The sequence below is a fragment of the Virgibacillus sp. Bac330 genome, from assembly GCF_003667845.1.
GTDB lineage: Bacteria > Bacillota > Bacilli > Bacillales > Amphibacillaceae > Virgibacillus > Virgibacillus chiguensis.
In genome coordinates, this window is sequence record NZ_CP033048.1 from 1583476 (window position 1) to 1602080 (window position 18605).

General features: G+C 36.0%; 23 protein-coding genes. 22 read left to right on the forward strand and 1 reads right to left on the reverse strand.

Annotated features, from left to right (window positions below; translation table 11 throughout):
• Positions 1 to 63 precede the first annotated feature (63 nt).
• On the reverse strand, positions 64 to 444 hold the full coding sequence (locus D9780_RS07355; RefSeq protein ID WP_073004370.1) for an SA1362 family protein: 381 nt from the start codon (positions 442 to 444) through the stop codon (positions 64 to 66).
• A 470-nt stretch (positions 445 to 914) separates the two neighbouring features.
• On the opposite strand from D9780_RS07355, the gene D9780_RS07360 reads away from it, so the two are divergent.
• The 22 genes from D9780_RS07360 to ahrC all read left to right on the forward strand — a co-directional run bounded on the left by D9780_RS07360 (position 915) and on the right by ahrC (position 18597).
• Positions 915 to 1442 (forward strand): YqhR family membrane protein, encoded by a 528-nt coding sequence (locus D9780_RS07360; RefSeq protein ID WP_073004368.1) that lies wholly within the window; start codon positions 915 to 917, stop codon positions 1440 to 1442.
• Between the two features lie 103 nt (positions 1443 to 1545).
• On the forward strand, positions 1546 to 2607 hold the full coding sequence (locus tag D9780_RS07365) for a M24 family metallopeptidase (protein ID WP_073004366.1): 1062 nt from the start codon (positions 1546 to 1548) through the stop codon (positions 2605 to 2607).
• Between the two features lie 13 nt (positions 2608 to 2620).
• Positions 2621 to 3178, forward strand: a complete 558-nt coding sequence (efp, locus tag D9780_RS07370; RefSeq protein WP_073004364.1) for an elongation factor P — start codon at positions 2621 to 2623, stop codon at positions 3176 to 3178.
• A 490-nt stretch (positions 3179 to 3668) separates the two neighbouring features.
• On the forward strand, positions 3669 to 4598 hold the full coding sequence (gene spoIIIAA, locus D9780_RS07375; RefSeq protein WP_073004362.1) for a stage III sporulation protein AA: 930 nt from the start codon (positions 3669 to 3671) through the stop codon (positions 4596 to 4598).
• Entirely contained in the window at positions 4595 to 5107 is a 513-nt protein-coding gene (gene spoIIIAB, locus D9780_RS07380) for a stage III sporulation protein SpoIIIAB (protein ID WP_116276991.1), read from the forward strand. The genes spoIIIAA and spoIIIAB overlap by 4 nt, the downstream gene beginning before the upstream one ends.
• A gap of 20 nt (positions 5108 to 5127) precedes the next feature.
• Positions 5128 to 5334, forward strand: coding sequence for a stage III sporulation protein AC (gene spoIIIAC / locus D9780_RS07385; RefSeq protein WP_021291150.1), 207 nt, complete (start codon positions 5128 to 5130; stop codon positions 5332 to 5334).
• A gap of 6 nt (positions 5335 to 5340) precedes the next feature.
• Complete coding sequence (spoIIIAD, locus tag D9780_RS07390; RefSeq protein WP_073004358.1) at positions 5341 to 5733, forward strand: stage III sporulation protein AD; 393 nt, start codon at positions 5341 to 5343, stop codon at positions 5731 to 5733.
• A gap of 49 nt (positions 5734 to 5782) precedes the next feature.
• Positions 5783 to 6967, forward strand: a complete 1185-nt coding sequence (gene spoIIIAE / locus D9780_RS07395; protein WP_073004356.1) for a stage III sporulation protein AE — start codon at positions 5783 to 5785, stop codon at positions 6965 to 6967.
• Positions 6968 to 6982: 15 nt separating this feature from the next.
• On the forward strand, positions 6983 to 7603 hold the full coding sequence (spoIIIAF, locus tag D9780_RS07400) for a stage III sporulation protein AF (protein WP_073004348.1): 621 nt from the start codon (positions 6983 to 6985) through the stop codon (positions 7601 to 7603).
• Positions 7600 to 8229, forward strand: a complete 630-nt coding sequence (gene spoIIIAG, locus D9780_RS07405) for a stage III sporulation protein AG (protein ID WP_084723498.1) — start codon at positions 7600 to 7602, stop codon at positions 8227 to 8229. The genes spoIIIAF and spoIIIAG overlap by 4 nt, the downstream gene beginning before the upstream one ends.
• 13 nt (positions 8230 to 8242) lie before the next feature.
• Positions 8243 to 8824 (forward strand): SpoIIIAH-like family protein, encoded by a 582-nt coding sequence (locus tag D9780_RS07410; protein ID WP_073004347.1) that lies wholly within the window; start codon positions 8243 to 8245, stop codon positions 8822 to 8824.
• 587 nt (positions 8825 to 9411) lie between these two features.
• Positions 9412 to 9897: an acetyl-CoA carboxylase biotin carboxyl carrier protein gene (gene accB, locus D9780_RS07415; RefSeq protein WP_073004345.1), complete on the forward strand. Its 486-nt coding sequence runs from the start codon at positions 9412 to 9414 to the stop codon at positions 9895 to 9897.
• Positions 9898 to 9910: 13 nt separating this feature from the next.
• On the forward strand, positions 9911 to 11272 hold the full coding sequence (gene accC, locus D9780_RS07420) for an acetyl-CoA carboxylase biotin carboxylase subunit (RefSeq protein WP_121639751.1): 1362 nt from the start codon (positions 9911 to 9913) through the stop codon (positions 11270 to 11272).
• 13 nt (positions 11273 to 11285) lie between these two features.
• Complete coding sequence (locus tag D9780_RS07425) at positions 11286 to 11684, forward strand: Asp23/Gls24 family envelope stress response protein (RefSeq protein WP_073004342.1); 399 nt, start codon at positions 11286 to 11288, stop codon at positions 11682 to 11684.
• Between the two features lie 386 nt (positions 11685 to 12070).
• Positions 12071 to 12451, forward strand: a complete 381-nt coding sequence (gene nusB, locus D9780_RS07430) for a transcription antitermination factor NusB (protein ID WP_116276996.1) — start codon at positions 12071 to 12073, stop codon at positions 12449 to 12451.
• Between the two features lie 149 nt (positions 12452 to 12600).
• The gene (gene folD, locus D9780_RS07435) at positions 12601 to 13461 is read left to right on the forward strand and encodes a bifunctional methylenetetrahydrofolate dehydrogenase/methenyltetrahydrofolate cyclohydrolase FolD (RefSeq protein WP_073004339.1); all 861 of its coding nucleotides are present in this window, start codon (positions 12601 to 12603) and stop codon (positions 13459 to 13461) included.
• The gene (gene xseA, locus D9780_RS07440; RefSeq protein ID WP_121639752.1) at positions 13451 to 14803 is read left to right on the forward strand and encodes an exodeoxyribonuclease VII large subunit; all 1353 of its coding nucleotides are present in this window, start codon (positions 13451 to 13453) and stop codon (positions 14801 to 14803) included. The genes folD and xseA overlap by 11 nt, the downstream gene beginning before the upstream one ends.
• A complete protein-coding gene (locus D9780_RS07445; RefSeq protein WP_073004335.1) occupies positions 14796 to 15026 on the forward strand; it encodes an exodeoxyribonuclease VII small subunit in 231 nt (76 codons plus the stop codon). The genes xseA and D9780_RS07445 overlap by 8 nt, the downstream gene beginning before the upstream one ends.
• A 2-nt stretch (positions 15027 to 15028) precedes the next feature.
• A complete protein-coding gene (locus tag D9780_RS07450) occupies positions 15029 to 15913 on the forward strand; it encodes a polyprenyl synthetase family protein (protein ID WP_371413711.1) in 885 nt (294 codons plus the stop codon).
• Between the two features lie 697 nt (positions 15914 to 16610).
• Positions 16611 to 17186, forward strand: coding sequence for a hypothetical protein (locus D9780_RS07455; RefSeq protein ID WP_121639753.1), 576 nt, complete (start codon positions 16611 to 16613; stop codon positions 17184 to 17186).
• Positions 17187 to 17205: 19 nt separating this feature from the next.
• Complete coding sequence (locus D9780_RS07460) at positions 17206 to 18033, forward strand: TlyA family RNA methyltransferase (protein ID WP_121639754.1); 828 nt, start codon at positions 17206 to 17208, stop codon at positions 18031 to 18033.
• Positions 18034 to 18147: 114 nt separating this feature from the next.
• Entirely contained in the window at positions 18148 to 18597 is a 450-nt protein-coding gene (gene ahrC, locus D9780_RS07465; protein WP_073004330.1) for a transcriptional regulator AhrC/ArgR, read from the forward strand.
• Positions 18598 to 18605 lie beyond the last annotated feature (8 nt).

Below are 18605 nucleotides of genomic sequence, written 5' to 3' on the forward strand. Positions count from 1 at the left end.
TAGTGTTACCAACTATGAACTATAAAAAGGTGAACTGGGAAAAAAGAAAAGATCGTGCGCGTTTTAAAAAGACGCACGATCTTTTCTTTTGTGTTTGTTACCTTCAATAACTCGTAAATGAGCTGCCCGCTTATGTTTTTTCTTTCGCAGTGTAGGGTTGGTTGGTTGTTGCTTTGTAGCGTTTGCTTTGTATGCTGGTTTCTGTTGGTGGTATTTTGCTTTAGACTGCTTAACAGCTTGTTTATATTTCTTCATTTCATTCGAAGAACTCTTTTTTCGAATAAACACAAAATAGATAATCGCAAATAGAATGACCCCAAATCCGATGGAAATGAACATGTTATTGATTAAATTCCCAGGGTTTGTAAATAGTTGTGTTAATAGTCCAATAGTAGCTAAACCGATAATCATATACACAGCAATGGAAATAGATTTTCGCTTCATTACGCGTCCTCCTATCTATGTTTATCATACAACTTCGCACAATTTACTGATTCTAAAGCTTAAACGTCTTTATTCGTAGCGACACTTCTAAAAAAAAGCTTCTGAATGTAGGCTTCCTTATTCGGCACACTGGAAGTGGGAGGTATGGTATGACATGTTATTTACACGGTAATAAAATATAAATTTTTTAGGCTTATAGTATAAGTGAAACAAAGGCTTAGTGGTAAGTCACGTATTTACGCTGCCTGCTCATTAATCAAATAAGTCTGTCATGTATAGCTTTTCCTTCTTTTTAATATAATATTCATCTATTTTAAATGAAACGAACTAAAAATGTAATTATATCTATACTTTTATTTTACTGCATTAACAAGGAAATAACTAGAGAAAAATAGGTAAATTGCATGACCATATATTACAGGGATGGCTTTACTTTGTTTCGGTAATACTACATATAGGAGGTGTTCAAATTGAATAAACAAGATCAACATTTAGAGCAAAATAAACATGAAACGCCAATGACTATTTTGTCTAGATCCTTGCTAACAGGCTTTGTTGGAGGTTTAATTTGGAGTACGTTTGCGACAATATTATACTACTTTAATTTTTCTCAAATAGCTCCAAAATCATTTATATTGAGCTCATGGCTACAAGCGGAATGGATTGATACATGGCTAGGCACGCTCATAACTATTATCGCAATAGGCGTCATTTCAATAGCAGTAGCCTTCGTTTATTATTTATTGTTTCGAAAAATGAGTTCGCTTTGGATGGGAGTGGTATTTGGGGGGGTGCTTTGGGGAGTTGTTTTTATCATCATGAACCCCATATTTTCAAACGTACCATCTGTACAAAAATTAAATCTAGACACTATCGTCTCCACGCTTTGTGTTTATGTGCTTTATGGAACATTTATTGGCTATTCCATATCCTATGATTATCAAGATCTGCAGCGTGTTAAAGATGACACAACACAAACAGAAATGTCGCAGAAATAGGCTTGGTTATCAGCAGGTTATATTATTCAAATGGTGCTGTTTATGATAAACTGTATACAGTCGATTTTCCTGTGGAAAATATAGAAGATGAAGGGATGAGAAAATGAGTAAGCTTACCAAATTAAGACAGGCGCTAGAAGCGAAGAAATTAGATGGTATCTTGATTTCGAGTGGAATAAATCGTCGCTATATGACTGGTTTTACTGGTACTGCGGGTGTTGCTTTAATTAGCTTAACAGATGCTCGGTTTATTACTGATTTTCGTTATACAAATCAAGCAAATGAACAAATCGCTGATTTTACAGTAGTGGAACATAAGCAGGGATTAAATGAAGAAATAAAACAACAGCTAAAAAATATGGGCATTAAGAAACTGGGTTTTGAACAAGATCATGTTACATATAGTGAGTACACAACGTTTAACGACACATTTGAAGTCGAACTAATTCCTGTAAACAATATGGTTGAATCTTTACGTATCTTTAAAACAAACGATGAATTAGCTATCATGAAAAAAGCTGCCAAAATAGCAGATGATGCATTTGACCATATTCAATCTTATATTAAGCCTGGTGTAAGAGAAATAGATATTTCTAATGAATTGGAGTTTTTTATGCGTAAGCAAGGCGCGACTTCATCAAGCTTCGATATTATCGTAGCTTCTGGATATCGTTCTGCCTTACCACATGGTGTTGCCTCGAATAAAAAAATTCAATCTGGGGAACTAGTGACAATGGATTATGGTGCATTATATCAAGGCTATTGTTCTGATATTACTCGTACTGTAGCAGTAGGGGAAATTAATGACCAATTACATTCCATCTACCATATTGTTCTAGAGGCTCAATTACGTGGAGTAACCGCTATTAAACCTGGGGTTACTGGTAAAGAAGCAGATGCAGCAACGAGGGATTATATAAAAGAAAACGGATATGGAGAATTTTTCGGTCATTCAACTGGACATGGACTAGGTATGGAAGTTCATGAAGCTCCTTCGTTGTCATTTAAATCTGAAAAGCCCTTAGAAAAGGGGATGGTTGTTACTGTAGAACCAGGTATATACATCCCAGAAGTCGGTGGATGCCGCATTGAAGATGATGTAGTCTTAACTGAAACAGGAAATGAACGACTAACTTTGGCACCAAAAGAATTAATTCAGTTATAACAGGAGGCAGACAATGATTTCAGTGAACGATTTTAAAACAGGATTAACAATAGAAGTAGACAATGGTGTTTGGCAAGTAATGGAATTTCAACATGTAAAGCCTGGTAAAGGAGCTGCCTTTGTTCGTTCAAAACTTCGAAACCTGCGTAATGGTAATATACAAGAAAGAACATTTCGGGCAGGAGAAAAAGTAAGTAAAGCGCATATTGAAACGAAGAAGATGCAATACTTATATGCTTCTGGTGATGCGCATGCTTTTATGGATACAAATACGTATGAACAGATAGAGCTTTCCAGCAGCCAAATTGAACATGAATTAAAATTTATGAAAGAAAATATGGAAGTTTCTATTGTAACTTATGAGGGTGAAGTACTAGGTGTGCAGCTTCCAAATAACGTGGAATTAGAAGTTGTGGAAACAGAACCAGGTATTAAAGGTGATACAGCAAGTGGGGGTTCGAAGCCAGCTACTTTAGAAACAGGACATACAGTACAAGTACCATTTTTTATTAATCAAGGAGACGTTTTGGTTATTAATACATCAGACGGAAAATATGTATCAAGAGCGTAAAAAAAGCAGCCTGTGGTAGGCTGTTTTTTTTACGCTAGAGGCAGATACAAGGCGTGGGGGGAGAAAAACCTCCGCGCCTTGTTTCGTATCCCTTTTAGGTACTAGGATGGCAGTTTAAACTTATTTAGCTCACACTTTCTAACTCTTGAGGTAGCAGACGCTTAGGCATTTCTTATGTAGGCTGACAATAATATAAGCGAAGTAGTTCTAACAGACGTGCTTCAACATAGATTAGTAAATAAAATATTATCTGAATATAGAATAAATAAAATTAATTTCACCCTATTAAAATAAATATAGTCATAGCAGAACTGTGGTAAGCGAAGTTGTCGTATGTCCTTCCTCATACGTTGTTTGTTATCTTATCATTGTATATATTTTAAAATTGAAACATTTTACTCTATCTTATCATTTACAATTAAGTCATATTCCTTCTATTTGCGCATACATTTACTAATAAATGAAATTCAAAAAGTGAGGGAAGAGGCTAATGATTGAAATAAGCAGACTTTTTCCTGAACGATTACAAAAAGAGATAGAATGCGCACTTACGAATAGATGGGAAACATTGCAAGAAATTAGACTAAGGTTACAGCAACCAATTGAACTTATTTTTAATCATTCCTATGAGCACCTTTCTTCTCTAGTTCCGGACAAGCGTGATTTTGTGCATATTATTCAGCAGTTAAGTGACTACTCTTTATATCGAATGGAAGAAGAATTACGAGAAGGATATATGACTATTGAAGGAGGACATCGAGTAGGTCTGGCAGGGAGAGTAAACACTTTAAATGGATCTGTAAAGGCGATCCAGTATATTACGTTTTTAAACATTCGAATTGCTAAACAAAAGCTTGGGGCTGCTAATAAGCTCATGCCGCACCTATATCATAATGGGTATATGAATACGTTAATTGTTGGTGCCCCACAAACTGGAAAAACTACGCTTATTCGCGACATAACAAGGATCATCTCCAGTGGATGGAAACATATTTCACCATGCAAAGTTGGAGTTATCGATGAACGTTCCGAAATTGCTGCTTCTATTAAAGGAATACCGCAACACAATTTAGGATTGCGAACAGATGTGATGGATGCTTGTCCAAAAGCAGAAGGAATGATGATGATGATTCGATCTATGTCACCTGAAGTTTTAATTGTCGACGAAATTGGCGGTAAAAAAGATGTTGAGGCATTGTTAGAAGCCCTTCATGCAGGTGTTGTTGTGATATGTTCTGTACATGGATACTCATTAGAAGAATTGAAACGTCGCCCTGGCGTGCAAGCATTACTTGAGAAAGGAATTTTTAACCGCTTTGTTCTTCTTCATCAAAAGTCTCCGTTGCAATACACATATACAATTTTTGATTCGAATCATAGGAATTTATCGTATGCAAAAATGGAGGGGTACGCAACATGATTTGGGTAGGAGCAATGTTATTTATTGCTACAACAACGTGGATTGGGTTTGAATGGAGTAATCGACTCGCTAATCGTCCTAAGCATATAAGGCAAGTGAAAAATGCCTTACAAATACTTGAGGCTGAAATGATGTATAGCCATTTACCACTTCAAGATGCTTTTTACACAATCCAAAAGCAGACACCATTTCCAATCCACGCATTTTTTGACCGCTTGTATAAAAACATGAACTATGAGAGTAAAGATTTTCAAGTTGTCTGGGAGAATAGTTTAGAAACATTTATGGATATATCGTGTCTTGGAAAAAACGAGAAAGAAATATTGCTTCAATTTGGACAAACACTTGGAAAACATGATTTTCTCCAACAGCAAAAGCATATTCAACTGGCAGCCAGTCATTTGGAAAGGGAGCTGGAAGCCGCTAATGAACAGTATCAAAGATACGGGAAAATGACAAAAAGTTTAGGTGTATTATGTGGTGTGTTTATCGTATTGTTGCTTTTATAGTGTGAAAGGAGTTCTTCCCTATGTTTACAGACGCGACGATTTTATTTCAAATTGCTGGAATTGGCATTATTGTTGCTTTAATCCACACCATTTTAAAGCAAATGGGTAAGGAAGAAATTGCCCAGTTTGCCACATTAATTGGCTTTATTATTGTTCTTGTATTAGTCATTGATGGACTATCAGATCTCTTTCAGCAGATTAAATCTGTTTTTCTTTATCAAGGGTAGTGTGTAATGGATATTTTACAAATTGTAACATTGGGTCTAGTAGCTAGCTTGCTTTACATCATTTTAAAAAATGTTAATCAGACATTTGCATTTTTTGTCGTTTTACTTACAGGGATAGTTATTTTCCTTTCTATCATACAACAAATCAATCATATATTTCAGTTGATTCAAACATTAGGTGCAAAAGCTCAAGTAGATGGAATGTACTTGGAAACCATTTTGAAAATAATCGGCATCGCTTATATTGCTGAATTGGGAGCAAATATTACAAAAGATGCAGGATTAAATTCCGTAGCCAATAAAATTGAACTTGCAGGAAAATTATTTATTTTGTTACTGGCTATACCAATAATCACTGCAGTAATAGAAGCAATTTTACAATTTATACCTACTGTATGAAATGTATTGTAGTACGAGAAATAAACCTAGGAAGGAGTTTTTATCGTGCATGAATGGTAAACAAATAGGGATCATTCTTATATGTACTTTCGTTATTTGCCTTCTGGGTTATGAAAAAGTTATAGCAGAAACGACATCTAATGAATCAGACACTGTACAAACTAACATGCTAGAAGAAATTTCTTTGGAGGGAGTACAAGCATATTGGGGTAAGTTAGTAAATGAATATGGTGGATATTTACCAGAACTCGAAAAAACAAGTGTATATGAATTTATTAAAAATCAAGATTCTTTGTCACCTCAATCTATTATTATTGGTATTCTAGAATTCTTATTTCATGAACTAATTTTAAATGGGAAATTATTAGGCTCTCTTTTAATGTTAACTTTATTTTCGGCAATGCTACAGACGATGCATAATGCATTTGAGACAAGTACCGTAAGTAAAGTCGCTTACTTTGTTGTATATATCGTGCTCATTTTTCTGGCTTTAAATAGCTTCTATTCAGCAGTGACCTACACCAAAGATGCGATAGATACGATGAGTAGTTTTATGATTGCTCTCTTACCTTTAGTCTTAGGGTTAATGGCTTCATTTGGGAATATTGTGGCAGTTTCTTTTTTTCATCCCATTATTATCTTTCTTATTCATGCAGGTGGTCTCATCGTTGCTAATTTTGTTTTGCCGCTCTTGTTTTTATCGGCTTTGTTAGTGATAGTCAGTAGCTTAACAGAGCACTATAAGGTAACGCATTTAGCAAATCTATTTAAATCCATTGCAGTTGGCACCTTAGGTGTATTCTTTACCATTTTTCTAAGCATCATGTCAGTACAAGGAACAGCAAGTGCCATTCAAGATGGGGTAGTGATGAAAACAACAAAATTTATAACCGGAAACTTTATACCAGTTGTAGGTCGTACGATGACAGATGCCGCAGATACGATATTAAGCGCATCCCTATTGTTAAAAAACGCAATTGGAATTGTAGGGTTAATTATTATACTGTTTATCGCTTTGTTTCCGGCATTAAAAATCTTTGCAATTGCAGTAATTTATAAAGTTGCTGCCGCAATTTTACAGCCGATTGCGGATGGGCCAGTTATTACCACATTGAATACAATTAGTAAATATATTGTTTTTATTCTTGCGTGTTTACTAGCAGTATCATTTATGTTTTTTTTGGCAATTGTCATCATCATTGCAGCTAGTAATGTAACTTTGCTCTTAAGATAGGGGGGCGGGCTTGAATTGCAAATAGTTATTGACTGGGTCACTCAAATCATTCTATTTATCCTGCTAGCTACGATCATAGATTTAGTTATTCCCGCTAATTCCATGAAAAAATACATGAAGCTCGTCGTCGGACTTATCCTTATATTAATTTTGTTAAAGCCTATATTTTATATTTTTCAAATTGATGTCCAACGTGCAGTGGAAAGCTCTCTATCAGGTGTTTTTGAAGAAATGAATCAAAATAAATCTCTAGATAATGCCATTAAAACACAAAAAAATGAAATAGAAGCTACACAAGATGCATATATTTTAGAACAAATGGCTGTCCAATTAAAAGAAATAGCAAAAGATCCACTTCACGAAGCGTTTCAAACAGAAATTACAGATATCCAATTTCAGTTTGCAAATGGAAAAGATAAGTCATACGAAAATTTGGATAAAGTCATTGTGTATGTGAATGAATTAAAAAATGGGGAGGGAGCAGTGCGAAACGTTGATAATGTAGTAATTTATTCAGACAGCCCAGATGTATCTAAAGAAAATAACGAATTGAAGGACATAGAGAATAAGCTATCCGAACTATGGGAAATGGAGCAAAAAAAGCTACTTTTACAATGGGAGGGAGGGGCACCTTGATAGAGAAATTAAAAGAATTTTTTCAAAAAGATGGAAAAAAACCACCTAAAAAATGGAGTTACATGATCATTTTAGCCTTAGTCAGTGTAATGTTGTTAATTATTGGTAATATTTTTTCGACTTCATCAGAAACAGATATGGAAGAGCCGATCCAACAGCCAACGGAACAGGTAAGTGAACCGAATTCAAAAGAAACAGCATCTCCAAAGGAGGCAACAACGTCAAATATCGAAGAGCTGGAATCCGTTTATACAAAGGACTTACAAACATTGATAAATAAAATCCAAGGCGTTAGTGAAGCTGAAGTCATGGTCAATTTGGAATCTACAAGTATTAAAGTATATGAGAAAAACTTAATTAAAGGGCAACAGACTACTGAAGAAACGGATACGAATGGGGGAACTCGAGAAATTGAAGATGGTACGGAAGAAACACAAACAGTTTTAGTACGGCAAGGTGAAAAGGAAGTCCCTTTACTCATTCAAACGAAAAAGCCGGAAGTCAGAGGAGTATTTGTTGTAGCTAAGGGAGCTGATCATGCCACAGTAAAAAAATGGATTGTCGAAGCTGTTTCCCGTGTCTTAGATGTGCCAACCCACCGAGTGTCTGTAATGCCAAAGAATTAGGGGAGGAATTTAAATGTTAAAAAAACAAACCGTGTGGCTATTAACAATGCTAAGTTTAATGATTTTATTAAGTGTTTATTATATGACTTCGCCTGATAGTGAAGATTTAGCTTATATCAATGATGGACAAGAAAATGCGAAGGAGGAAGAAGCGGTTCCAACTGACTCAGAAGCTAATGATGATGCCGAAGTAGATGAGATTTCTAATGTAGGGCAAGATGAATTATTTACGACAATTCGTATGGAGTTACAAGATAAACGTAACATGGAAAAAGAGAGATTAACCGATATCGTTGCTTCGAGCTCCGCTAGTTCTGTTGAAAAGGATGAAGCTTTACAAGAAATTGATGCAATGGAAGACTTGGCATCAAAAGAAAAGATTTTGGAAGAAACGATTGTAGCTTCTGCCAACTACGAAGATGTACTTGTTCGATCTGAAGATGATAGTGTAACCGTTCAAGTGAAGGTTGAAGAAAATCTTCCAAAATCAGAAGCTGTTTCCATTATTCAAATGGTCAAAGATGAATTAGGAGATAAAAAAGTAAATGTATCGTATTTGCCTTCTCAAGGAGAAACGAAAAAAGATACAGAATAGATGATTGAAATCCGGGGAAGCCCGGATTTTTTTATCGTCTAGGAAATTATAAAATTTAGCAGCTGTGGATAAACTTACTAAGTTATTTAGCCACGTCCGGCTCCAGCGCCCAGCAACTAGGCGACTTCACTTCATTGCCCTACGATAAGTCATCATCGGTTCGTTCCTCACCGTGATTCCTAAAACTTTAGTTGATTCGTTCCAGTCGCTACGTTGCTGAACGGGCGCTTTCGCCTTTGTTCTGCTATAAAATGAAGGCTTATAGTTATATAAAAGCTACAGTCAGTTAAGTGCTCGCATTTTTCTTATTACTAATCGTGTCTCCGACTAATAAGGAGCCATTCATCATAAAAACGTCTGTTAAGGTAAGTTGTACCAATAGGCAGCGCACCCTATGGAGTAGTAATCGGACTGACTCGCTTTTCATTCGCTTTCCATTTTTAGTTTGTTATAATAAAAATACAAGCCATTTGTATGACATCTCTTCATAATATATCTTGAAGTTTGTTTATCATTTATCGTAAAATATTAACAGGAGTTATTAGTACCTAATAATAAGCTAGAAAATGAAGGGGTGCCTTGAATATATGTTAAATGTACAAGAAATCCAGGAATTAATAAGGTTAATTGATCAAACGTCTATTGAAGAATTTAAGTATGAAACAAGCGGAGCTTCTATTTCATTAAAAAAATCTTCTACAAATGGACAAGTACAGCCTAAAAATATACCTGAACAAAATGTATCTGAAACAGTAGCGCAGATAGAATCAGAAAAAGCGAGTGGAGAAAATACACAAGATGCATCTTCCCAAAAAGAAAGCACAGTAGATTATGATCATGAAATTGTTTCACCTATGGTAGGAACATTTTATGCAGCTCCATCCCCAGAGAAAGAAAACTTTGTTTCAATAGGTAGTAAAGTTGATAAGTCAAGCGTTGTTTGTATTGTTGAAGCAATGAAATTATTTAATGAAATTGAAGCAGAAGTTGAAGGTGAGATTGTCGAAATATTAGTAGAAAATGGTGAGTTGGTAGAATATGGTCAGCCGCTATTTCGAGTTAGTACAAAGTAAGGGGATGTAAAGTGTGATAAAAAAACTGCTGATCGCAAATAGAGGGGAAATTGCTGTTCGAATTATTCGAGCTTGTAAAGAGATGGATATTGAAACAGTAGCTGTATTCTCCCAAGCTGATAGTGAAGCTCTTCATGTGCAATTGGCTGATGAAGCTTATTGTATTGGGCCAACTCAAAGCAAGGATAGCTACTTAAATTTTACAAATATCATGAGTATAGCTACGCTGACAGGTGTAGATGCTATTCATCCAGGTTATGGCTTTTTAGCAGAGAATGCCGATTTCGCTGAAATATGCCGTGCATGTAATATTACTTTTGTTGGTCCTACGCCTGAGGCCATTCAAAAAATGGGAATAAAAGACGTAGCTAGGCAAACAATGGAAGCAGCTAATGTTCCTATCGTTCCGGGTTCAGATGGAATCATCCATGATGTAGAAGAAGCAAAAGAAATTGCTAATCAGATCGGTTATCCAATCATCATTAAAGCAACTGCTGGTGGTGGCGGTAAAGGAATACGAGTAGCGCGAAACGAGGAAGAATTAACGAAAGGGGTAGATATAACTCAAAAAGAAGCAGAGACTTCTTTTGGTAACGCAGGTGTTTACCTCGAAAAGTATATTGAAGATTTCCGACATGTGGAAATCCAAGTTTTAGCTGATAGACATGGGAATGTTATCCATCTTGGTGAACGGGATTGCTCCATTCAACGTAGGTTGCAAAAACTTGTAGAAGAGGCGCCATCTCCAGCAATCACTCCAGAAATCCGGGAAAAAATGGGAGAAGCTTCGGTCAAAGCTGCAAAAGCTGTAGGCTATGAAGGCGCTGGAACTATTGAATATATTTTTGATCGCAAAACACATCAATTTTATTTCATGGAGATGAATACACGCATACAAGTCGAGCACCCTGTGACAGAATTAATTACTGGTATTGATTTAATAAAAGAACAGATCAAGATTGCCGATAACGAAGTATTAGCATATTCTCAGTCTGACATTACTTTTAACGGATGGGCGATAGAATGTCGTATTAATGCTGAAAATCCCTTTAAGAATTTTATGCCTTCAGCTGGAAAGGTTGATATGTATTTGCCACCTGGGGGTCTAGGGGTTCGAGTAGATGCTGCTGTTTACCCAGAGTATCGAATACCTCCTTATTATGATTCAATGATTGCTAAATTGATAACGTACGGTAAAACTAGAGAAGAAGCAATTCATCGAATGAAAAGAGCTTTGGATGAGTTTATTGTTGAAGGTGTGCATACGACAATACCATTTCATCATAAAATTATGGAGCACCCCGTTTTTATAAATGGTGACTTTAATACAAAATTTCTTGAAGAAAACCCTATAACGCAAGACGAAGATGAATAAAGGAGTTGAGTGTATGAGTGAACAACCGTTATTAAACGTAAGTGATGACAGTTTAGGTAAGGTCGAGATTGCGCCAGAAGTCATTGAAGTTATTACAGGTTTAGCCGCTTCAGAAATAGATGGACTTTACGCTATGCGAGGAAACTTTGCCTCTGGTGTAGCTGAACGGTTTGGTAAGAAGGCACATAGTAAAGGGGTAAAAGTAGAATTAACAGAAAACGGAATTGTTATTGATTTATATGTCATTTTACAATTTGGTGTATCTATTCCACATGTGGCGCAGTTGTTACAAACAAATATTAGACAAACTTTGAAAAATATGACTGCGTTAGAAATTGATGAAATCAATGTTCACGTTGTTGGCATTCAAATGGATTCTCCAGAAGAAGCAACGGAAAAAACAAACAGTTAAATCTTTTTTGTAGTGATAATTCTATTAGAAAGCCCTTCATGAAAAATATGTCTCATGAAGGGCGTTTTCTTCTGCTATAGGGAAGCAGCGGGAGTATATATAGCATAATTTCGTCAGAAAAACTTGGCGTAGGTCAGGTTATTTGTAATCATAGTGTCCCAATATTTGGTTCGTAAAAGATAAAATTTTTAAAAAATAATATAATTAACAGGGTAACGTAACCCTGTTTTTCACAAATGTTCGACAATATCTTAGCTCTTCCAATAGAGTTTTGTTGGAAAATAGTATGATGCATTTTGGATATAGCAATTAAAGGTTGATTGTAGCGTTGCTATTGGAATCGTGTTATGATTTTGGGAGAGATGAACTAAAGGAGTTAGTAAGGAATGAATAGACATGAAGCTAGAAAGAAGGCATTGCAAATCATATTTTCTATTGACATGAATGAAATACAATCCATTCATGAAATGGAACATCTGGATGAACAAGTAAGAAAGGACGCCTTTTTAAATTTACTTGTAAACGGAGTAATAAACTATAAAATAGAAATTGATAAAATCATTAGTGAGAAACTAGAGAATTGGAGCTTAGAACGGATTGCGTCTGTTGAAAAAGCAATATTGCGGATTGCAGTTTTTGAAATACGCTACGTAGAAGATATTCCTGTAAGTGTTTCTATTAATGAAGCCATTGAGTTAGCAAATACGTTTGGGGATGAAAAATCTGGTAAATTTATTAACGGTGTATTATCACGCATTAGTGAGTAACCATCACCAAGCCTATTATAAACACCCTTAAATCAGTATTTGTTATAGTTGGAAAATGGTGGTTCAGATAATTCCTCGTAACTTTAATCTTGTTTGATTGGTAGTAAAGCGGTTTTTATAAAAGTTTAAATTTGAAGGGGGTAGTTGCATTGTCTGCAGAAATTATTAACGGGAAAGATTTGTCATTAGCACTAAAGGAAGAAATGAAAAAGGAAGTAGATACGTTGAAAACAGGTGGTATTCATCCTCAACTTACTGTTATCCTTGTTGGGGATCACCCTGCATCTCGATCCTATGTGAATGGAAAGGAGAAAGCCTGTGGTGAAACGGGAATAGGCTCTCATATTATTGAATTACCAAAAACAGTAAGCGAATCAGATCTTTTGAAGGAAATACATAGGCTAAATGGTGATACAAATGTCCATGGGATACTTGTGCAGTTACCATTACCAGTTCATATCGATGAACAAAAGGTAATAGAAACTATATCTCCTGAAAAAGATGTAGATGGCTTCCATCCAATTAACATTGGTAGAATGATGACAGGAATGGATACATATTTGTCATGTACACCATACGGAATTATAACGATGCTTCGCTCAAAAAATATTTCTATAGCAGGAAAACACGCGGTTGTTATAGGAAGGAGTAATATTGTTGGAAAGCCAGTGGCACAACTGTTGATAAACGAAAATGCCACAGTAACCACTTGTCATTCTAAAACAGAAAACCTGAAGCAATTTACACGAATCGCTGATATCCTTGTTGTTGCTGTAGGAAAAGCGAATATGATTGATGCTAGTTATGTTAAAGAAGGAGCTACCGTGATTGATGTAGGGATGAATCGTTTAGAGAACGGAAAATTAACTGGTGATGTAGATTTTGACTCTGTACAAGAAAAGGCATCATTTATAACTCCTGTTCCTCGTGGAGTAGGTCCTATGACGATCACTATGCTTTTAAAGAACACGATTAAAGCAGCAAAAAGGTTGGAGAACCGTGAAGGATAATTATCTAACTGTTACGGCATTAACTAGATATATTAAACGCAAGATGGATGTGGATCCCCATTTACGCCAAGTATGGCTTCGAGGTGAGATTTCCAACTTTAAACACCATTCTAGAGGACATATGTATTTAACAATTAAAGATGATCGATCACGAATTCAAGCAGTAATGTTTGCAGGCAATAATCGTTCATTAAAATTTCAACCTGAAAATGGAATGAATGTTTTAATTAAGGGAGAAATTAGTGTTTTTGAAGCATATGGGCAATATCAACTATATATTCAACAAATGGAACCAGACGGTATTGGCGCGCTGTATGTTGCTTTTGAGCAATTAAAAGAAAAGTTAGAGAAACAAGGGTACTTTGATCATTATGTCAAAAAAAATATCCCTCCATTACCAAAAAATATTGGTATTATTACGTCGCCAACAGGAGCAGCTGTAAGAGATATTATTACAACCATTAAACGACGCTATCCTATTGTTGAGTTAACGGTCATTCCAGCATTAGTTCAAGGAGAAGCAGCTGCTCGCTCCATTAAACAGGCCATTGAAATTGCCAATCAAAAGGGAGACTTTGACCTGTTAATTGTTGGAAGAGGCGGCGGATCGATTGAAGAGCTTTGGAGTTTTAATGAAGAAATAGTGGCGAAAGCTATTTTTCATTCTAACATTCCTATCATTTCTGCGGTTGGGCACGAGACGGATACGACAATAAGTGATTTTGTAGCTGATTTACGAGCCCCAACCCCTACGGCTGCTGCAGAAATTGCTGTACCGTCGAGTCAAGATCTTAAAGATAAGATTGTTACACTAAAACGCATGGCGACGAAAGATATGCAAGAAAAATGGAAACAACAGCAAAAACACCTTTTTAGACTTAAACAGTCATATGCTTTTCGCTACCCTTATCAGTTGCTGAAACAAAAAGAACAAGAATTAGATGGGAAAATAGAGCAATTACAAAAAGCGATGTTACATACGATGGAAGCAAGTAATAATTCCTACGAGCACTTATGGGCTCGGTTCACCGTTCAACATCCTGGAAAACAAGTAGAAAGAGGAAAACAACAGCTTCAACAATTAGTGAAACAACAATATATGGTGATGAAACAACTACATACAGACAAGGTAAAAAAACTTCATAATGAAATGGATAAATTAAGCTTGCTTAATCCATTAGCAATAATGAAGAGGGGATTTTCTATTCCTTATACAAGTACAGGACAGATTATTAAGTCTGTGCATGCTGTTGAACGGGAGGATGCGATTTCTTTACGTTTAGCAGATGGACTTTTAAAGTGTAAAGTTATAGAAACAAAGGAGGAGAGCCAAAATGACTGAGGAAGAATTATCATTTGAAGAAGCGATGCAACAGTTAGAGGAAGTTGTAGAAAAGCTGGAAACAGGAGACGTTCCTTTAGAAAAGGCAATTAGCTATTATCAAGATGGCATGAAGCTGTCGAAACTTTGTACGGATAAGTTAAACCAAGTAGAAGAAAAAATGACCAAAATTATGAACGAACAGGGAGAATTAGAAGGATTCCCACTTCAGGAGGAAGAATAAACGTGGAACGAACGATGGAGATGTATTTAGAGGAAAAAAAACAATTCATAGACAATGCTTTAAAAAAGTATATGCAAGCTTTACAAGTTCCTCCTGCATTAAAGCAGTCAATGACTTATTCAGTAGAAGCTGGCGGTAAACGGTTAAGACCAATATTATTACTTGCAAGCTATGAAGCGTTTCAAAAGGATATAACTGTAGCTTTAAGTTCGGCTGCAGCACTAGAAATGATTCATACGTATTCATTAATTCATGACGATTTACCCGCAATGGATGATGATGATTATCGTAGAGGTAAATTAACCAATCATAAAGCCTTTAGTGAGGCTACAGCTGTATTAGCTGGCGATGCTTTGTTGACCTACAGCTTTGAAATAATAAGTAAAGATGACAAACTTACAGCTGTTCAAAAAGCAGAATTAATAGCGCTATTGGCTGAGTCGAGCGGTCCTAAAGGCATGGTCGCTGGACAGATTTTAGATATGGAAGCAGAAGATAAAGCGATTACTTTACAAGAACTTGAACGTGTACATACTTTAAAAACAGGTGAGTTACTTCGCTATGCTGTCTATGCAGGAGCATACCTAGGAGGGGCTACAGAGGAGCAATTGCACGCATTACAACTTTTTGCTTCTTATTTAGGGCTTATTTTTCAAGTTCAAGACGATATATTGGATGTTACTGGTGACGAATTAAAGCTAGGTAAACCGGTAGGTAGTGATGCGCTTAATTTAAAGAGTACGTACCCAAAATTGCTTGGTATAGATGGTGCTATTGAGAAAAAAGAACAATATCTTCTTAAAGCAAAAGAATCTCTGCAAGCTGCAGGCATAGAAAATTCTAATTTAATGGATTTAGCCATTTATTTTGGTCAAAGAGATTATTAACCCATAGTTTTTTTCTAAAATATATGATATAATTTATGTAGAATAAGGAATGGTGCAGTATTCTAGTCAGTTCTCCGTACCTGAAGGCGAGCCTAAAAATTCGCCAAAGGGCACATCGATGAAGTTCCTTGTGCAGGCTTGAGGCGCCCAGCTTTGGGTCTGTGCTGGGAGTTAAGGTTATCGGGCGATCCACAAAGGCATGTGGGCGTTGACCCGATTTCCGCGGAGGCCCATCTCTGTAGTAATAGCTAAGCCTAGTTGTCATTATGGAATGGGGTATGAACCTGCAGTAGACGGTAAGGGACACCTAATATGCAGCGTAGCCTGCCTTGAGTGGTGACTGAGGGGATTAGGGCAATAAAACATGAAATTAGGTGGCCACTAATTTTATGTTGTAATCTCTATGAAATCAGCACTGCAAAAGAGGCTAGGGGACGGTTAAGAACTGCTGAGGAAATCTCCTAGACTGTTCATTCGACATTTAAAAGGGATTATAGTGTGGACTAAGTGGTAATCCAGTCTAGCTCTTGGTGACAAAGCTAAGATGGTTTTAAAGGGGAACCACCTTTGTGGTAACACGGGGTAACCATTTGGGAAAACCTACTGGACCTAAGCCGCAGTTTTTACCTTTTAAATGACCATTCCTGTTATACATAGTATAAAATAGCGTAAAAGTATTAAAATAATGAGGTATGAAATGAAATCACATGTAAAACGATCGATTAAATTTAGTTTAACTATTGCCGTTATCACTTTTGTGTTAGCGGCTATTTTTTCAGTTATATCTTCTTCAATATTAAGTGGTGTTGCTTGGTTTATCGGCCTTTTTATTGTATTTGTTATCGTTTTCGTTGGTGTTATTTTTGATATGTTAGGTATAGCATCGACAGCAGCTAATGAGGCTCCATTCCATGCGATGGCTGCAGAAAAAGTAGCTGGGGCAAAAGAAGCAGTGATTATTATTAGAAATGCCGATCGATTTGCCAGTTTTTGTAATGATGTTATTGGTGATATTTCTGGAATTGTAAGTGGAACGGCTTCAGCAATTGTAGTACTGCAAATGGCCAATATTTTAGGTTATGGTGAGGGGTCTTCCATTCAAATTATCATTTCTGTAGTGCTAACAAGTGTTGTCGCCGCCCTAACAGTTGGTGGAAAAGCAATGGGCAAATTTTTTGCGATAAATGCTTCAACGAAAATCATTTTTTTTGCGGGAAAAGTCATTTCTATTATGGAAAATAAATTTAAAATAAGCGTACTACCTAAAAATTAACAAAAGGGAATTTGCCTGTATGAGTAAAAAGAGACTTGATGTGTTATTAGTAGAAAAATCACTTGCCACTACAAGAGAAAAAGCAAAGCGTTTAATTATGGCTGGACTTGTGTTTGCTGGTCAACAAAGATTAGACAAGCCAGGAATGCAAGTGGATGAATCGATAAATTTGACGGTAAAAGGAAAATTAATACCTTATGTTGGACGTGGAGGTTTAAAGCTCGAAAAAGCGCTAAAGACTTTTTCGCTTACAGTAACAGATAAAATTGTAATGGACATAGGTTCATCTACTGGTGGATTTACAGATTGTGCATTGCAGAATGGTGCATCCTTATGCTATGCCATTGATGTTGGTTATAATCAGCTTGATTGGAAACTCAGAAATGATGACCGGGTTATTGTAATGGAACGAACAAATTTTCGTTATGTTACGGTGGATATGCTGGAAAACGGTAAACCAAATTTTGCTTCTATTGATGTTTCATTTATTTCACTACGTTTACTTTTACCAGTCTTAAAGCATTTATTAGAAAATAACAGTGATGTTGTTGCACTAGTTAAACCACAATTTGAAGCAGGAAAAGAGCAAGTGGGCAAAAAAGGAATTGTTCGAGACAGTCGTGTGCACCAAGCTGTTTTAAGACAGATTATTGACTTTGCATTGCAAGAAAAATTCCAGGTATTTGATTTAACTTTTTCTCCTATAACTGGAGGAGATGGGAATATCGAGTTTTTGTTGCATTTAGGTTGGGAAAAACATAGACCATTTCCTAAAGCTTTTTCTGATTTCGAAATTAAAAGCTTAGTTTCTGAAGCACATGAAGCATTGGCTCGAAAAAAACAATAACTAATCTTAACATTTTTAGCACAGCGTAAGAGGCATGATCTAAGTGTATCTGTTTGCTATAATATTTAAGATTGCACTTTCTTATCGTGTAAGTTTAAGAAATGGAGGCACCCGATGAGCAAAATACAACGACATATAAAGATAAGGGAATTAATTACCGATAATGAAATTGAAACGCAAGATGAACTTGTAGATCGGTTGAAAAACTTAGGCTATAATGTAACACAAGCAACGGTTTCTAGAGATATTAAAGAATTACATTTGGTAAAAGTAGCAACGGCAAATGGAACATATAAATACAGTTTACCTGCAGACCAACGCTTTAATCCATTAGATAAATTAAAGCGTTTAGTCATGGATGCATTTGTTAAAATTGATTATGCAAGCCATTTTATCGTACTCAAAACACTTCCGGGAAATGCTCACGCTGTTGGAGCTTTAATCGACCAGTTAGATTGGGAAGAAATAATGGGTACTATTTGTGGTGATGATACTTGTTTAATTATATGCAGAACAGAGGCAGACGCTTTAACGATAAAAGAACGTTTTATCGAGATGTTGTAATACGAAAG

What these genes read in the sequence shown, in the direction of transcription:
- D9780_RS07355 (WP_073004370.1), bottom strand. Translation starts at nt 444, where the DNA reads ATGAAGCGAAAATCTATTTCCATTGCTGTGTATATGATTATCGGTTTA.
- spoIIIAB (WP_116276991.1), top strand. Translation starts at nt 4,595, where the DNA reads ATGATTTGGGTAGGAGCAATGTTATTTATTGCTACAACAACGTGGATT.
- accB (WP_073004345.1), top strand. Translation starts at nt 9,412, where the DNA reads ATGTTAAATGTACAAGAAATCCAGGAATTAATAAGGTTAATTGATCAA.
- spoIIIAA (WP_073004362.1), top strand. Translation starts at nt 3,669, where the DNA reads ATGATTGAAATAAGCAGACTTTTTCCTGAACGATTACAAAAAGAGATA.
- spoIIIAD (WP_073004358.1), top strand. Translation starts at nt 5,341, where the DNA reads ATGGATATTTTACAAATTGTAACATTGGGTCTAGTAGCTAGCTTGCTT.
- nusB (WP_116276996.1), top strand. Translation starts at nt 12,071, where the DNA reads ATGAATAGACATGAAGCTAGAAAGAAGGCATTGCAAATCATATTTTCT.
- ahrC (WP_073004330.1), top strand. Translation starts at nt 18,148, where the DNA reads ATGAGCAAAATACAACGACATATAAAGATAAGGGAATTAATTACCGAT.
- D9780_RS07455 (WP_121639753.1), top strand. Translation starts at nt 16,611, where the DNA reads ATGAAATCACATGTAAAACGATCGATTAAATTTAGTTTAACTATTGCC.
- D9780_RS07365 (WP_073004366.1), top strand. Translation starts at nt 1,546, where the DNA reads ATGAGTAAGCTTACCAAATTAAGACAGGCGCTAGAAGCGAAGAAATTA.
- D9780_RS07425 (WP_073004342.1), top strand. Translation starts at nt 11,286, where the DNA reads ATGAGTGAACAACCGTTATTAAACGTAAGTGATGACAGTTTAGGTAAG.
- D9780_RS07410 (WP_073004347.1), top strand. Translation starts at nt 8,243, where the DNA reads ATGTTAAAAAAACAAACCGTGTGGCTATTAACAATGCTAAGTTTAATG.
- D9780_RS07460 (WP_121639754.1), top strand. Translation starts at nt 17,206, where the DNA reads ATGAGTAAAAAGAGACTTGATGTGTTATTAGTAGAAAAATCACTTGCC.
- spoIIIAE (WP_073004356.1), top strand. Translation starts at nt 5,783, where the DNA reads ATGAATGGTAAACAAATAGGGATCATTCTTATATGTACTTTCGTTATT.
- efp (WP_073004364.1), top strand. Translation starts at nt 2,621, where the DNA reads ATGATTTCAGTGAACGATTTTAAAACAGGATTAACAATAGAAGTAGAC.
- D9780_RS07445 (WP_073004335.1), top strand. Translation starts at nt 14,796, where the DNA reads ATGACTGAGGAAGAATTATCATTTGAAGAAGCGATGCAACAGTTAGAG.
- spoIIIAC (WP_021291150.1), top strand. Translation starts at nt 5,128, where the DNA reads ATGTTTACAGACGCGACGATTTTATTTCAAATTGCTGGAATTGGCATT.